At 44.4% G+C, this 15,975-nt stretch carries 12 protein-coding genes and 1 pseudogene; 12 read left to right on the forward strand and 1 reads right to left on the reverse strand.

Annotated features, from left to right (window positions below; translation table 11 throughout):
* The first annotated feature begins 13 nt into the window (after window positions 1-13).
* The 12 genes and pseudogenes from H6F68_RS27155 (at window position 14) to H6F68_RS29895 (ending at window position 15,676) form a co-directional block, all read left to right on the forward strand.
* Window positions 14-988, forward strand: a complete 975-nt coding sequence (locus tag H6F68_RS27155) for a hypothetical protein (protein WP_190563920.1) — start codon at window positions 14-16, stop codon at window positions 986-988.
* Between the two features lie 502 nt (window positions 989-1,490).
* Window positions 1,491-3,005, forward strand: coding sequence for a fdxN element excision recombinase XisF (gene xisF, locus H6F68_RS27160; protein ID WP_242065682.1), 1,515 nt, complete (start codon window positions 1,491-1,493; stop codon window positions 3,003-3,005).
* 9 nt (window positions 3,006-3,014) lie between these two features.
* Window positions 3,015-3,368: a hypothetical protein gene (locus H6F68_RS27165; RefSeq protein ID WP_190563924.1), complete on the forward strand. Its 354-nt coding sequence runs from the start codon at window positions 3,015-3,017 to the stop codon at window positions 3,366-3,368.
* A 757-nt stretch (window positions 3,369-4,125) separates the two neighbouring features.
* Entirely contained in the window at window positions 4,126-7,890 is a 3,765-nt protein-coding gene (locus H6F68_RS27170; protein WP_190563926.1) for a plasmid replication protein, CyRepA1 family, read from the forward strand.
* A gap of 805 nt (window positions 7,891-8,695) precedes the next feature.
* On the forward strand, window positions 8,696-8,941 hold the full coding sequence (locus tag H6F68_RS27175) for a CopG family transcriptional regulator (protein ID WP_190563927.1): 246 nt from the start codon (window positions 8,696-8,698) through the stop codon (window positions 8,939-8,941).
* A 49-nt stretch (window positions 8,942-8,990) separates the two neighbouring features.
* A complete protein-coding gene (locus tag H6F68_RS27180) occupies window positions 8,991-9,383 on the forward strand; it encodes a hypothetical protein (protein ID WP_190563929.1) in 393 nt (130 codons plus the stop codon).
* A gap of 784 nt (window positions 9,384-10,167) precedes the next feature.
* Window positions 10,168-10,743, forward strand: coding sequence for an adenylate kinase (locus H6F68_RS27185; RefSeq protein WP_190563930.1), 576 nt, complete (start codon window positions 10,168-10,170; stop codon window positions 10,741-10,743).
* A gap of 51 nt (window positions 10,744-10,794) precedes the next feature.
* Window positions 10,795-11,133 carry a CU044_2847 family protein gene (locus H6F68_RS27190; RefSeq protein WP_190563932.1) on the forward strand — a complete coding sequence of 113 codons (339 nt, stop codon included), beginning with the start codon at window positions 10,795-10,797 and terminating at the stop codon, window positions 11,131-11,133.
* A 16-nt stretch (window positions 11,134-11,149) separates the two neighbouring features.
* Window positions 11,150-12,244 carry a serine protease gene (locus H6F68_RS27195; protein ID WP_190563934.1) on the forward strand — a complete coding sequence of 365 codons (1,095 nt, stop codon included), beginning with the start codon at window positions 11,150-11,152 and terminating at the stop codon, window positions 12,242-12,244.
* Between the two features lie 46 nt (window positions 12,245-12,290).
* Entirely contained in the window at window positions 12,291-13,739 is a 1,449-nt protein-coding gene (locus H6F68_RS27200; protein WP_190563936.1) for a CBS domain-containing protein, read from the forward strand.
* A 131-nt stretch (window positions 13,740-13,870) separates the two neighbouring features.
* Window positions 13,871-15,258, forward strand: a pseudogene (locus H6F68_RS27205) (ISKra4 family transposase).
* A 61-nt stretch (window positions 15,259-15,319) separates the two neighbouring features.
* Window positions 15,320-15,676, forward strand: a complete 357-nt coding sequence (locus H6F68_RS29895; RefSeq protein WP_399315268.1) for a Nif11-like leader peptide family natural product precursor — start codon at window positions 15,320-15,322, stop codon at window positions 15,674-15,676.
* A 74-nt stretch (window positions 15,677-15,750) separates the two neighbouring features.
* On the opposite strand, the gene H6F68_RS29900 is transcribed toward H6F68_RS29895, so the two are convergent.
* Window positions 15,751-15,975, reverse strand: a 225-nt coding sequence (locus tag H6F68_RS29900; protein ID WP_399315270.1) for a hypothetical protein, incomplete at its 5' end; no start/stop codon positions are given.

The following is a 15,975-nucleotide window of genomic DNA, read 5'->3' on the forward strand; positions in this document are numbered from 1 at the left end:
AGTAGCCCCCTTTATGCCGGATCACTTTTTTCAGCCACCCCCATCTGACCCAACCTCGTCCGAGCTGGCACTCCAAGCTTTGGCAGAGCAATTAATCGAGGGACCGAAAACCCTCCACGAACTCCCCTTAATTCTGGTTCCACCTGCTCTCTGGCATCCCGTCGAAGAACAGTGGGAAATTACGCCACCGATGCAGGCAGCAATTCAAACCTGGCTTCAGGAAGCTCACCAAGACGACGAGCGGCTGCGGATTGAGCGTCGGCTCATTGGCCACACACCGATCTTCCTTCCAGATACGCCTGAAGGACAGCAGTTCTTCAGGCTGACCAAAGCGATCGCGGACATTCCCCTCAATGCACCCATCGTGCCCAAAAATCAGCAGCAAGGGTATTGGTTCAAAACGCTGCACTACCAATGGCAAGCCCGAGGTGTGGTGATGGCCCAACGACTCCTAGGAGTTATTGCAGATCCCATCGGAGAATCTGGGGTGCTCAGCGATCGCCTTTCCAAGATCAACCTAGACTATCTACGCCTGGGTAGTGAAATTAGCGTCGCTTGCTTTCACCTCCTAACCCAGGGCGAATCTTATATCAAGCGTTGGGCACAAAAGAATCAGGTTGATTACCCCTTCGAAACTCCCTGGGATTTATTCTTGGAAGTGCTGCAAGAAGACTTTCTCACCACCTGGCAACTCGGACCTGAGAATCAAGCGAAGAGAGCTCTTCCCAAGGCGCAACAGCGAAATAGCCTTGCTACTCGAATTCGGCTATTGAGGCTAGACCAATGGCTTCCAGAGACAGGGGAGCGATCGGACTATGAGACCGCAGAGCAAGAATACCTTCAATCCTTACAACAAACAGGATGGAGCGGCTACTGGCTGCTAGCCCTGCGCCAGCACCAATACGAACCGCGAATACAAAGCCATTGGGAGGCTTACGTCGAAGCTCTCAGTAAGGGTAAAGAGATCTTTGTGGATATCTTGGATTGACTCAACGGTAACCCCTTTAATCGAGCGGAAAGTAACGTTGAGGAAAGTGTAGAAGGGGCAATCAATTTTCTGGGCCACATTCATTGGGTTAAGCCAGACAAGGATAGCTCCGTAGCAAGCTGACCAATCAAGTTCTACCATCAGTTTTATGTAAAGTTTATTTAAAAGTTCGAAATTGTTGCTAAACCTACTCACGCTACTGATAGTTTCTGATTAGAAATTCAAGCAACGGAAGTTTTTTCATGGATTTTTTTTAGGTTATGACCAATTAATTGTCTGGTTTCTTTTAGGGCTTTTTATCTGTCAAGAAACAGAGACTAAGCATTTTATTCATTCAGTAACTCAATGCTTTTTCTTACTCTGGAATCGCTTCCTTTTTAGTCTCTTCCTACTTTTTATTTGGATTGGAGTTGTACCCCATCCGAATAGGCTACATATCCAAAAAATGGTATCTTCATTAGGAGGAAAAGCCTCCAAAAGCGTTGAAGATACTATGGTAGAGATGAGCGGAGCGATCGTAGGTTATATTCGACTCTCTTCGCAAGAACAAGCAAATAACCCTCAAACAAGAGAGCAACAAAAGACACGAGTAATCAGGGCAGGTGCTGAAAAAATTTATGAGGACATCCAAAAAGGTAGAGGTAGAAAGCGTCTTAGTTACAATCAATTAATTCAGGATGTAAAAGACGGAAAGATTAGGAAAATCATCATTACGAGGATCGACCGAATCTCGCGTTCTTTAATTACTTTGAAAGAACTAGTCGAAACTCTTAACGAGTATGGAGTCACGTTGGTAGTCCTAGATCAAAATTTAGATTTAGGTACTGCTCAAGGAAAAATGTGGCTCAATATGCTCGGCACGCTAGCTGAATGGGAAGTCGATTTACTTTCAGAACGGGTTCAGCACGGTAAGAGATACCAACGGAGTCAAAAGTGGGCCAATGGGTCGTGCCCTTTCGGATACAAGGTTGTTGCTCACAAGTATGTGCTGGATACAACCCCTTTCCTCTGTCTCTTACGCGATCGCCCTGACAATTACTTGAGCTTGAGTCAAGTTGAGGACTTAACCCTACTTCCAGGGCGCACGATTGCCGAAGTTAGCAGAGATTTTATCGATATCTTCTTGCAGGTGAAAGGGGCAAGACGAGCCTTGAAAGTAGGTTTTGAAAAGTATGGAATTGGGAGGACTCACGCAAAATTTAATGGCACGGACGGAGTTCTTTATTGGTCGCCTCGTGGCTTCACCCTTTGGCTAAAAAACCCCATATTAGACGGCCATACAGCCTATCTAAAATACAAAACAGTCCGAGGCAAGCGTATACCTTTACCGGAGGAAGAGTGGCAACTTGTTAAAAATACCCATGCTGATCAGCGTCTTTTTCGAGATGACGAAGCCGCAGCCGTCAAAACTAGCTTTCAAGCCAATAGCTGTAGTGGTAGAGGCGCGTTTCAAAATAACCTCACTGGGGCAGACAACTATCGACCCTTCGCTTATCAGACGGGTTTGGTGTATTGCCAAGAGTGCAACTCGCGCTGTACTTCCAAAGGCCACAAGAACGAGTACCTCTATTACGGCTGTCGTCACGCCGGGGTTGGTTGCAATAATCGCAAAGGAGTCAGACGCAAGAGTATCGAAGAGTCGCTCATTGAAGCCTTAGTGGAAAAGTCTCGTGGTCTTAACCAGGCAGAAACCAGCTCTGATGAGCTTCCCATGCAATCAGCAGCCTTAGTCCGCATGGAAGAGCAATTAGCTGCCTTGGAGCAAATTCCTAGCTTTAACCCCGATATTGAGGCTTTGAAGGAAAAGCTACGCCAGCAGATTGAGGCGGAGAAAAATCCCTTTCTTTCTACAGATAAGGTACTTGATACCTCGGTTGAAGAGTTGATTCGGACGGGCAACAACTTGGGCATTTGGCATTTGCTGAATAACGATGAAAAAGTCGAAATTTATCGCAAGCTCGTACACAAAATCTACATCCAGGATGGCAAGGTTTCTTCCATCATATTCAACCAATAGGAGCCTTTGATGATGTACCTGCAAAACAAATTGCTCGCCAAGAGACAATCCTACGAATTAGCCATGCAAGCAGCGCTTAAAGATTGGCGGCGAGACCCCGTTGAGTTCAAGTGTCCCGCCTGTGGTTCGAAAAAGGTTGCAACTCGCCCTGACCTGCGAGGCAAAAACCCTTGCACATGTACAACTTGCAATCATCACTTTGATCAGCCGACGCATTTCGTCTGCGATTGCCCTGAACCGGGCACAGGAAGCCAGTGTCATGACTGCCCCAACTTCCGCAAGCTATTAGCGACTGTGCGCGCGATCGCTGAAGAGTTGCAGTCCCATCCCCTTTATCAGAACCACCTCGGTCGCAACTCGTAAATCCTGGGCAGATTACAGAAAAACTAGTCTTGCCTTTAGAACCGAGTACAGTTTAGTCTCGATCTACTTCCAAAACAGGGATTCGCTGAATAGAGCTGTGCAAGATAGGTGCTTGACGAACTCAGAGTAGTACAATGCTCCAATCCAAACCGATCCCGCTGGGACCACGCACTTACAAGAAACTATCTTGAGTGCCAATTCGAAACCATAGGCTTACAAAAACTAGAGGGCAAAGCCCAGGAGGTAAGATGACGCGAAACCCGCTCACAGACTCGGTAGTACAAAATCATTTCTCAGCGATCGCAAAACAGAGAACCCCATAAAAAAAGGTTGCTCTCTGCCTTCATTCTGTTTGCTACTCAGGCCTTGACCCAAAAAGCTGAACCGACGCCAATCGGTTCACAGAACTTGGAAAGAACAACCAAGTTAATAAATTCTGTAAAACCCAAGGTAACACTTTCTCCGGTATTTAGACACGGGGAAAGGACTGAGAACGTGTAACTAAAAGGCAGAGGGCCGACCTGAAGACACATCAGGACAGCCCCATGGAAAAAAATATTTTGGTTTCCCTTCCTACAGAGGAGGGCTCATTTTCAAAATCCCTACCAGCCTTTTGGGAATTCATCGCATTCTTGAAGGAACCTGAAGCACGCTCTGGTCTCTTCAGAGAGGCTACGACAAAACGCCAATTACAACGGCTTCATATTAGCCGCAACTCCTACAACCCTAGCTTTCCAACTTGGGTCGGAGGTCAGGCATGAGCCAGCTAACCTCACCCACCTCCTCTGGGAGCGCTCCTAGTCAACTCATTCAAGGGCAGACCTACCTCACCCGCCGTGCCGCCCTACTGGGCTTTTGGCGGGTCATGGGTTTTGAGGTAGAGCAGGAAATTCAGATATCGGTCAATCAAAAAATTTATTATCAAGGCCGCGTCACCTCAGAAGGGCTTAGCCTTCGTCAGTATACTTGTGTCGGGAAAACGGCTGACGGTAGAAAACAGTGGGAGGCCTCCGGACAATTTTGGCAGGACGGTTATGCCTATCTGCTTGGCCGTGCCGAACAGGGTGATGACATCTTCTACAAAGCGAATTACCTAGTAGGGGGCATTTCTAATAAGGCTTTCATCTCCTCAACTGATATCTTTGCTGAGGATGATGAACGTAGCGAGGTTGAGCAGTGGAACAATCTCGCTGCCTTCATCTCATCGACAGGAATTCAGCCTACTGCTGTGGTTCACAGCGGGGGAAAGTCTCTTCACGTGCACAATCGCTTGACCTCAGCCGTACAGGCCGAGGACTGGCTGGATTTAGCTACCCGTTACTGCGCTTGGCTAGGCAGCGACTTTTCAGTTAACACACTGCATCGGCAAATGCGGCTTCCTGGCTTCCCTAGAAAGCTCAAGGACGGTTCCTGGGGTGAAGTTGCCCTACTAGTTGCCAATGAGGTTGCTACATCTCCTGAGGCTTTTAAGCAAGCCTTGACTGCCTCATGGCCATATTCACAGCCTTTTACTGAGCAGCGTTGGCAGAAGTACAAATCCACAGCGAGCCTCGCTCGCAACGGCAAAGATATCAGTCCTTTATCCGCCCCTGATGATGCTTTCCGACTGCCTGAAAACCTACTCTTTCCCGTTCAAGAAACTCGCACTTATGCAAATCAGCGATCGCAGGGGTCCACTACATCTGAGAATCCTTGGGAGAAGCTACTTGATGAGACGCTAGCGCCAGCTCTCAACAAGCTTCCTCTGGAGCAGATATTCAATGAGTACCCACACGATTTCAAGACAATTGGTGGTGAACTGGTTGGGAAATCGCCCTGGTCTGCTACCAATAGCAGTGGTACAGCTTTCAAGGTCAACATCAACTCTGGCGCATGGCATTGCCATGCTTCGCTCCAAGGCAGTCAGAGTGCAATTCAATACTTGCAACAAATTTGGTACGGCAAGCAAGGGCGATCACTGCAAGGCCAAGAATTTATCGACTTCTGTGAGCGGTTAGCGGCCAAGGTCGGCGTTTCAATTCCTCATAAATTAAGGCATTCCTCTTACCGTGGCCCTAATCCAGCAGAGTACGAGGATTTCGTTCAGGCTCAAGAGACACAACGTCAGTATGAACAGGCAGCCGAAAAAGAGCGACAGGCAATTGCTCATCGTCAAAAGATTGAGCACATTCAACGGAATCTCAATACCCTCACCTATAAACCAACCTTAGAGCTGAATCAACCTTACTTTGGAGAACTCGCGCTTCCAGAGGAAGGCTCAGTCTTCCTAGTCTCCGGGGGTTGCGGTACTGGGAAAACCACCTTGTTCAAAAGCTTTGCGCAGCAGCACCGCCAGAAATACCCAAACTCAAAGATCTTGTCAATCGGCTCGCGCAATCTACTACTGCATCAATCCGGTGAAACACTCGGTATTGAGCATATTTCAATGTTCAAGAACAAGGGCTTCACCGATACAAGAGCATTGAATGCCAGCAGTTCAAAGGGTCTATGCTTCGATAGCCTGCTCAAAATTGAGATTTCAAAGCTAGGGCCTAACCCGATGCTGTTTCTGGATGAAATCGATGCGGGTCTCAGGCATCTGCTTCAAGGCGGAACGATTGATGACAAGCATCTTGGTCGGATTCAGCTCCACTTCCGAGACCTCTTGATAGGAATCATTGAGCGCGGTGGTTTCATTATTGGAGGAGAGGCAGATTTAACCGATTTAGCCATTGATTGCTTATTGAAAGCGATTGGGCGGGAAGTCCCCTTGCAGCTTGTGGTTAATTCCTGGATTCCCAAGCTAAGTCCGGAGCAAAGCGAAACTAGGGTTTTTAATTCGCCTTCTAAAACTCTTGAAGAAATTTGTAGATGTCTTGCTCAAGGCGAACCTGTTATTGCGATGTCAGATACCCAAAAGTGGGTAGAGGAAGTAGAGGCCGCAGTTCTAAAGCTAGACCAGGATGGATTGCTACCTTCCCAATGCATCATCCGAGTAGACAGAAAAACTTCAGAAACTGAACAGATTAAGGACTTCATGCGAAATCCTAACCAAGCTATCAATGATCTGAAGCCTACGCTAGTTCTACTTTCACCGAGTGCCGAATCGGGGATTGATATCAACATTCCTTACTTCAAACACTTAGCATTTCACTTCGTTTATCTAGAGACGCGCTCTCAAATACAACTCCCTTCCCGCTATCGACCACCCATTCCCTGGTTTGGTTACGTCAAGAATTTTGCTCTCAATGATGAGGCCGGGCGATCGCTCAATCCTGAAACTCTCCTGAAAGACCTGTATCGCAACAAAGATCAACTAAGCAGGCTTGTAGGCTTAGCTGAGGTACTAGCTGAGGCTGATAACACAGAGGGTTATGAAAAACTTAAGGAGTTACTAGATCCAAAATCCGAATCACCTGACAAGTTCTGGCTGAAGTACTGGGCAAAGTTTCAGGCTCGTACTAATGGTGCCCGGGCCAATATGAAAGCCCACTTGTTGGAATACTGGCGCGCGCATGGCCGGACCGTAGTTGAAATTAAAGATGAAAAATCTAAGCATCATGCGAAGCTACGACGCGAGGTCCGCGAAAAGCTAAATTTACTAGAAGCCCAGCGATGGGCAGCAACCGAAACTTTTGATATCACCATCTCAAGCGCTCTCTCCACTTTAGAGAGCACTAGCAGTACTGAAGATGAACGCCGTAAGGCCCAAAAACGATTGCTAGAAGACAGATTACCAGGGCTGAATCTAACACCTGAGTTCTTACTCAAAGCTGTGATTCAGGAGCAAGGACGATTTCTAAAGCAATCGGAATTACTTTGGATGATTCAGCATCCAGAAGCCGCACAGGAAATTGACCGACGCTCTTTCATCCAGAAAATTGAGAAGTCCGCTTTTGTCTGGATGCCCAAAGTAAAACAGACTTCGCTCGTTGCAGATTTGATGCAACGCTCTGGCTACCGCTCACTCCTATCCGAGGCTGAGTATCGAGACTCAGATGAGCAGGTGCAGCTGTTTAAGAAGTGGGCTATATGGAATAGGGATGAGATACGGCGGATTCTGGGCCTGACAATCAAACCAGAGCATAGCGCTATTACAATCCTGAACAAATTCCACAAGAAGCTGGGATATAAACCTGAAGTGGTCCGGAAGGAAGGGGGACGCGGCCAACAGGAACGTATCTGGAAATTAAGCAACTTCCATGATTTGGATCGCAATGCGATCTTTAATGCACTCACTCGAAAATATGGGGATTTACTCCCTCAACAAGCAACAAAAACGTATCCCTCCGATACCGTAGTCACAACTCTTTCTAATAATCTCCTTCAAAAAGTTGTGACTACCACAGAGTCTGAGATCGAAGAGGAAATACCCCTATTAAAAGATCCCCCATTGAAAGCTGGTAGCGTTGTCACTCGGATTGGCGCAATCGGGCGTTGGAGAATCGAAACGATCGCTGATAATCACGCCTTCATTAGGCAAATTGGTAGTTGGGGATTTGACAAGGCAGCCCCGCTTGAGCAATTGACCCCGCTGGAGTGAACGTGCTCATCGGTTATGCACGAGTGTCCAAGGCAGATGGTTCGCAACTATTGAATTGACGACCGCGACACTCTACACCTACGCAATGGTGACAGCTTTGCCAAAGAAGAGGCCAGCGATTGCTAGATCAGGTAGCGAAGTAAAGACCAGTGCTGGTTATTGGAAAAGTGCTTCTAATTCAAAACCGTAGGTTTCTGTTCAAATGCACCAGCTGGTTCTATACAAAATAGCTTTTCTCTGTCGGACACCTAATACAACCCGACAACCCGACAGGAAGGAGTAAAAAAGCTGTTGGGTACCACCTGACAAGGGACACGACGCCCAACCCGACACAACCCGACAACTTTGGTTTTTACCATTAATCATCAAAGTCCGGCAATTTCTACACCATTTTGGTGTAGAAATTGCACTAAAAATGAGATAATAGTGTACTATATTGGTGGTGAGCCTACTGAACCTAGACTCACCACTAACCAAAACACTGGAGAAGTACCTTGTATGTCACAACGCACGCAGATATCTAAAGGGACAAGTGTACCTAGAGGAGCACAGACATCTAAAGAGACAAGTGTACCTAGAGGAGCACAGACATCTAAAGGGACAAGTGTACCTAGAGGAGCACAGACATCTAAAGGGACAAATACATGTGGAAAAGCACAGATATCTAAAGGGACGACGTTAACTAGCAGGTAAGAGTCTTCAGACTATAGTCCTGATCGCCGTATAGACCCATTTCGCACTATTTTCGCATTTCATACTATTTTCGAACTTCGCACTATTTTGTGATTCTTGAGGATTAGCTGCAATGACAATCAACCCGTCTTTAGAAGGGGCTGCTCGTGCTCCAACACATAAGCGTATGTCAGTCAGTTTGCCTGGTGACGTTGCTCAGTTGTTGGAGTCTCTTGCCGAAACCCAAGGTATCTCGCAGAATGAGGCGCTTCGTAAGGCGATTGCCACAGAAGCATATCTTTTGCAAGAGAGACTTCAAGGGTCTAAAGTTTTACTTCAGAAGCCTGACAAGGAAATTCGTGAAGTAATTTTTAGGTAGGCAAAAGGTGAGCAGCTTCTTGAAACTCTCCCAAGCAAGAGGCTGTCTAATGTCTGACTTTTTTGAAGATAACTCAACTAGTAATGAGGCTTCCCAACCTACAGTTATAGCTACGCACTCGCCAACCCCCCCACTAGAAATAGGAGAACACCTTCAGCTTTCTGACTATGTTCAAGATGTACCTCTGAGTCCTAGAACTACCCAAGATATTAAAGACCATTTAGAACAACAACGAGAGGTAACACGAACAAATTTATCAATGTGGCTACTGAGGCTCTTTAGTTGTTCTCTTTTGGCTACTTTCATAATGATGGCATTGGTTATCTTCAACCCTAAAGCTAACCAGTCTGCCTTAAAAGACTTACTTTTGTTAGTTATTCCCCCTCAAACAACCCTATTGGGGGCTGCCTTTGGTTACTACTTTGGAGCCAAAGACAAATAAAATTCAGATAAATTTACATAGAAAGGACTCAGGTTTAGTGCCTGAGTCCTTTCTATATAGAACCTTGATTAGCATGGCAGTAAAGTTAAACAAGGGCCGAGACGGTTGCACCAGTTACACTAATCTACAAAAAAAGAGTTACAACTAACTCTCACCCCCCCGTCTTGGTCGAACCTGTGGTAATGATAGTACCCATTTGATTAGCCTATTCTAGGAGAGTGTTAGGGGAGATGCGGGCGATCTCTGCTACTAATACCGATGAAAATCGCATTTAGCCTGCTAACGATTTCTCGTCCTTTGAAGCGATTTACAAGTCAGTATCTTCGCTGATTCTGTTGACAAGTAAACGAGCGAAAGTGAAATCTTCCCTCTTTGTTCATCAGTAGACAGAGTATCAAATTTTATGATCTTGGGTAAGACTGAATTTCAAGATCCGCAGGGTTTTCTCTAATAAATTCGCTAATACAAGCGGTATATTCGCTACTTTCACCCTAGATACTGATCTTTTGTAAAGAACAGAAGAAATGTCCTGAAACTGCCGAGGCAGGTCTGTAAAGCCTTCAGAGACCCCCTAAGCATCTCTGTTTTTTATAGAGTAAGACTGCCTATACCTAAATAAAAGTTTATCACCCTAACTTCATAGTTTGTATCTCTTTATACAAAATCTGCATGCTTTTATGAGAGCCAATTTAATTTTCTTTTTTGCCGATATTTATCGTCAACTTTGGGCAATCTAAGCACTAGGAGAAAAAATCGGTATAAAAACTACAAGGAATACAGTGTCATGCGACTAATTTTTTTGGGTCCGCCTGGAGCAGGCAAAGGAACGCAAGCAGCTATTTTGGCAGGTTTCTTAGAAGTTCCTCACCTTTCCACAGGAGATATATTGCGCCAAAACGTCAAACAAAAAACATCTCTTGGAGTAAAGGCAAAATCGTATATGGATAAAGGTGAGCTAGTACCTGACAGCTTAGTTCTTGAAATGGTTGAGGAAAAGCTGGCTGAAAAAGAGGCTAAGGAAGGATGGATTTTAGATGGATTTCCTCGTAACCTTTATCAGGCAGGTGCTTTGGATGGTTTGCTACTAGGAATGAAACAGCCTGAGTATGACTTAGTAATTAGTTTGGATCAAGTTCCAGAGGCTGTTTTAGTAGATAGGTTAGCTAACCGAGCGAGAGAACAAGGACGTTCAGATGATACTCCTGAAGTTCTACGAAATCGTTTAAGAGTTTATCATGCAGAAACAGAACCGCTTATTCAGTTTTATACTAATTGTCTGCGTTTAACTCCAGTAAATGCTTTTCAACCGCTAGAGGCAGTTACAGAAAATTTGAAGAAATTGATACATGAATTGAAATAGTTTCAACTATCTTTGAAGTGCGCAAAAAAAACTAAGTTTGAGGAAAGATATATGCAAAGCATGCAAGCGGTAGTACCACTTGATATTGAGGGAGTTACTGTTCTGGTTGAAGCGACTTGCTCCACTTCAGAACATCAATCAACGGGAGATGAGATTGAATCTAAAGTATCAGGAAAAATATTGTCTTTTGAGAAAGTAACTCAAGCTATCTCAGCAATATCTTCAGCAATTTCAAGAGATTTAGTAAAAAGTCTTTCTGAAGAAAAACCAACAAAATCAACAGTTGAATTTGGTGTTGAACTTCAATATCAATCAGGACAAATACTTGCTGTTCTAGGGCAGGGGTCAGGCAAAGTAAATTTCAAGATTACTCTGGAATGGGATAAGTAATTATTAGTGAGAAAAGATGCAGAGTAACGAATCTGGTTTTCAACAGTGTATTCAGGATAGTACATTAGAACTTAGAAGCAAAAATGATTACGGAACAGGTTTTTTTGTTGCTCCTGGTTTAATTCTGACATGCAATCATGTTCTTGGAGATACAAATGAGTCTAAAAGTGAAATCAAAGCTGTTTGGAAGGGTAAGGAATTTGCTCCTAGACTTATAGGTTCTTTAGACGATTTGGATATAGCACTACTAAGTATTGATCTCGAAGATCATCCTTGTACTTTTCTTGACCACGATGAGGTTGCAGTTGGACAGTCCTTATATGCTTATGGTTACCCAGAAAACAATAAAACTGGAGATTGCGTAGCTCCAGTAGCTGAAGGATTATCAGAATTAGGTCGATTTCTTACTTTAAAAGATGCAAATATTCGGCGTGGTTTTAGCGGTTCTCCTTTGATTAACACGAAAACTAAGGCCGTATGTGGAATGATTGCGATTAGAAGGGAGAGAACAATTTCAGTTCCTGGTATTCAAGTTTTAGAGCCTATTGGAGGGCGTGCAGTACCAGCAGGGGCTATTGTGTCAAATTGGTCTGAACTAGTTGGAAAATCTTTGGCAGTTCAAAATATCTTAGAACTTAAAGCTATAAGTCAATTAGGTGTTTTTATTCAATATGTAAAAAAAAGAAATGAAAATTTGGTTACTATAAATCCCTGGGCTGACTATAATTCAAATCTCTTACCAGTCAAGTCTGATTTAAAGAATACTATCTTAGAATGGGCTAGAAAACTGCATTTTAGTTTCCTAAGCCTCGAAATAAAAAGAATTGAAACTTTCCTTCAAAAAGTTTCAATTTTTCCATTAGAAGAAAAAGAACTGCATAAATATTTTTGTGTTGAAAAGAGTGATTTAAGATTTGAAATTCTCAAGCAGTTTTCAGGCCAGAGCTATAAAAGCAAAGCACCATTCGAGCATTGTGCTTACTTTTTTCTTTTCTTAAGTACAAATAATTGTGAATTTCTTGATATGGTGAATTCTGAACTGACAAGACAAAGATTTACTGAGTTTGTAAACGAATATATTATAGAGAAAATGGCCCATATTTATGTGTAACGGCTTACCGATAAATATGAGGAATCTTATCGAGAAACTTCGAGGATTGATTGCTAAAGACTTAGGGAATTCAAATGAATTAGAATTTGATTCATTTGTTTCAGTAAGTTATTCTTCCTCAGACAAATTTGCTTTTCAATATTTATACCTAGCGCTTGAAACACTAGGAGTTACACCAAGAGTTTTTGAAAGAAATGAGTCGTCTAGTAAGGCGAATATTTCTAACTCTATAAAATTTCATTTTTTAATAATTCCTAATGAATATTATGAACTTTTCAATCCTATTAACTATTTATTTGAGAAAGAAGTTAAGTGGATATTAGAAAACAATCAAGAGTGCTGCATAGTATTTATTCGTGCTTCAAATGAAATAAGTAACTCTAGAATAGATGAACTTATAGATTCGACTAGGCGAATTAGTTTATCAGATGTTGAAGTGCTTACGTTGTCTACTCATGACAGTTTTTTCAATTTTACGCAGAAAGTAGCAGGTCTTTTTATGGATGTTACCGCATTTGACCCAATTTCTAAAATTATGACTCCCATTGAGCAGTTGGGTTGTATTAAGAAGAACGCTTTTTTCTCTGAGCTGTATTACAAGATGGGGACAATGGGTGTTCGCCACTTTCCTGTAATTGATTCTAAAACCGGTGAATGCTCAAGGATCATCAGCAGGCGGGATTTAGTTAAATTGGTTCCTCCAGGCAATATTTTGATTCCACAAGAAGTTCAGGATGAAACTGGTATTACTATCAGTCCCATGAAACTTCTTAGTCTAGTTGATAATTTGAGCGATAAGCGAATAGAAGATCTTTTTTTAGACCAAGATTTGATCAGCATTAAACCTAGTGATCCTATTGCAAAGGCTGTTGATTTACTTTCAACTAGACATGACCTCGGTGGAAAAAGAATTTACATTAGTGGGCTTCCCGTAATGGAAGGGAAGAAGTTATTAGGATTCCTTTCTTATACAGATCTTCTAAAAAGATTTATCAAGAATCAGGAAGACTACTTGCAAACTACTATCGAAGAGATTGCAAAGCTGGATTCTCCAAATGAACCCTTATATAGATTGCATGAATCACATTATCTTCGGGATGCTTTAATGCGCATGGAGAATTTTGGAGTGCGCTCCCTGCCGGTTGTAGACAAGGACAAAAGTGATAAGTTGATTGGTTTTGTTGAAGATATTCAGGTTATAGCCTATAACCATCCAGCATTTGCTGATGAACTGGGAAGTTTGGGAGTTCAACACTTTATGACTCCTGTTGATCGCCTGCACACTCCGATGCCTGGACAAACCCTGAAGAACTGTATTGATAAGTTCTCAGGTTCTGTTAGTGGCAGTTATGCTCCGTCAACTCTAATCATTTGTAACACGACAGATGGTGATGATAAAAGATTGCGAGGAGTTCTCAGTTATGTTGATGTATTACGAGAGTGGAAAAAAATAAGTTCCAGTAAAGAAGAAAAACTAGTGGCAGAACAAAATTAATATTTGTGGAATAGTTTCTCTGGGGCGCATCTAGTGGTTGGGGGAGTACTAAATGGATTCGCGAAAATGGAAGAGAGCACAAAAAAGGACAAACCTGGCTGGTTTGCCCTCTAACTACAAAAACTACTTCCATGTTAACGCTCAACTCATCTCATCCTTCTCAAGCTCTGGTGTGGCAATGCTGGGACGAAAAGCTCCAAACCAGTACCACTCTTACCAGCCTCGTCATGACAGCTTGGCAGATCGGACGATACGTCGCTCAGGTGCTAGTTGAACAACAATTGCATCAGAGAGCTCAGCAAGAAAAGACCTGGGGTTTTTGTGCTCAGTGCGCTCATCCCCTGCAAAGCAAAGGTTGGGTGGGACGTCGGATGCTCACCCTCGTTGGATGGGTGGAATGGAAACGGCGAGTTGGACGATGTCCGCATCATTGTCCTGGTAGTCAGCGGGCTCCTTTTGACCAAGAGTTGGGCATCGAGCCTTATCAGCAAACCTCGATAGAATTGATGCGTTTGGGGTGTCTCTTAGCGGTCCTTCTACCCTTCGAGTTGGCGCAGGGCTACTAGCTCAACTCAGTGGTGTTCGCCTCAGTGATGCCATGCTGTGCCAGTGGGTGCAAACCTTTGGCAAGCGAGCCATTCAGCATCTAGAAGCAGAAGTGCAATCGTTAGCGCAGGGACATCCACCTCAAGCTGAGTCGCTTGATGAAGCTCTGGCTGCCTTGCCTTTGGTAATTGCCGCGGATGGCGTGACGGTGCCACTGCGTCCCACTCCTAGGAGCGCCAAGGGCAAGATTGTGTGGAGAGAAGTGAAAGTGGGCTTGCTGACTCGCTTCAGTACGAGAACCAATCGAGTGGGAAAAACCAGAACCGAGTTGAGGCAGTATCGCCTCGTTGCTGTACTCGGTACGATAGATGCCCTGCAAGTGCGTCTGCAACTTGAAGCAGGGCGACAAAGCCTTGAGAGCACTTCCCAAGTCGTGTGGATCAGTGACGGAGCACGGGGATTCTGACGGTTGTACGAGCAGAGCTTCGCACCTGTTGCAGTGGGCATCTTGGATTTCTACCATGCCTCAGGACATCTCTGGCGAGCCGCTCAAGCCTATGGCAACACGGTGCCTCATCGCACTGCACAAGCGTGATTTGAGCGGCTACGACATCAACTGCGTCATGGTTATGTGCATCGCATTGTAAAAGAACTCAGTTGCTTGTTGCGTTATCCTTCTACTCCTGAATCTGCCAAAACCACGTTGCAACAAGTGCATGATTATCTCACCACTCATCAGGAGCATCTGCGCTATCGGGAGTTCAAAAAGCAGGGTTGGCCGCTTGGCTCCGGGATGGTTGAGAGTGCTTGTAAGTGGCTGATTGCTCAGCGCTTCAAAGGCGTTGGGATGCGATGGAGTGAGCAGGGATTAAATCATTTGCCGCATCTGCGTCTAGCTTGGGTCAATCAGCGCTTCGATTCCTTGTTCTCCCAGGAGTCATTGACCTTATCCTCCAACTCCCCCAACCACTAGATGCGCCCCTCGTCAACCCATGCTAGGGCAAAGGAACCAATGACCAGTACCAAAATTACGAATGGGAGAATATCAGGTTTCTGAGGGTGGCGCGATAATCATCTTTCCCCCGAATCTTGATACCCTTGTGCTGCTAGTCTTAAAGAATATACTGCTGTTTTTCTTTATATTACGAGTAGCTAGCGAGGAGCAAATTTTAAATATGGCTTTTGAGCAAATCGAAGCATTTTTAAGGAAAATGCAGTCTGAACCTAAACTTAAAAACGAGGTGGTCGCAGCATCAACCGCAGATGATATTGCGCGAATAGCACTAAAGCTTGGTTTTGAATTTTCAGGGGATGAATTATTGAGAATGTCAGGTAGGAAAGTTGGCAGCGTTACTGTTAGAAAAACTGATCTTCCTGGAGAGTACAACTAGGGGTCACGCGAGAATTTGTAAAAATCGTACGCTAAGGAATCTCATCCCCAATCAAAGCACCATGATGATTGGTATTACCCTTTCAACATCAGGGAAATAGTACGCTGGGGTTGTAGTTTTAGTTCTTGAAAACGGTTGTAACTGGGAAGACTTGCCTTCATACTTGCCTCCCTACTCAACTGGCTACTGGCACGTGCATTCAGTGGCGAAGTGCCTGCGGTGGCTCGATGGGTGATAGAACGATCCAATGCTTGGATGGAGCGTTGTAAAAGTCTAGTAAAGAGCTTTGAGCGAACTCT

The organism is Trichocoleus sp. FACHB-262 (assembly GCF_014696035.1).
GTDB lineage: Bacteria > Cyanobacteriota > Cyanobacteriia > FACHB-46 > FACHB-46 > Trichocoleus.

Coding starts and splice junctions, on each gene's coding strand:
- H6F68_RS27155 (WP_190563920.1), top strand. CDS start 14: ATGCCGGATCACTTTTTTCAGCCACCCCCATCTGACCCAACCTCGTCC.
- H6F68_RS27170 (WP_190563926.1), top strand. CDS start 4,126: ATGAGCCAGCTAACCTCACCCACCTCCTCTGGGAGCGCTCCTAGTCAA.
- H6F68_RS27165 (WP_190563924.1), top strand. CDS start 3,015: ATGATGTACCTGCAAAACAAATTGCTCGCCAAGAGACAATCCTACGAA.
- H6F68_RS29895 (WP_399315268.1), top strand. CDS start 15,320: ATGGGAGAATATCAGGTTTCTGAGGGTGGCGCGATAATCATCTTTCCC.
- H6F68_RS27180 (WP_190563929.1), top strand. CDS start 8,991: ATGTCTGACTTTTTTGAAGATAACTCAACTAGTAATGAGGCTTCCCAA.
- H6F68_RS27185 (WP_190563930.1), top strand. CDS start 10,168: ATGCGACTAATTTTTTTGGGTCCGCCTGGAGCAGGCAAAGGAACGCAA.
- H6F68_RS27175 (WP_190563927.1), top strand. CDS start 8,696: ATGACAATCAACCCGTCTTTAGAAGGGGCTGCTCGTGCTCCAACACAT.
- H6F68_RS27190 (WP_190563932.1), top strand. CDS start 10,795: ATGCAAAGCATGCAAGCGGTAGTACCACTTGATATTGAGGGAGTTACT.
- xisF (WP_242065682.1), top strand. CDS start 1,491: ATGAGCGGAGCGATCGTAGGTTATATTCGACTCTCTTCGCAAGAACAA.
- H6F68_RS27195 (WP_190563934.1), top strand. CDS start 11,150: ATGCAGAGTAACGAATCTGGTTTTCAACAGTGTATTCAGGATAGTACA.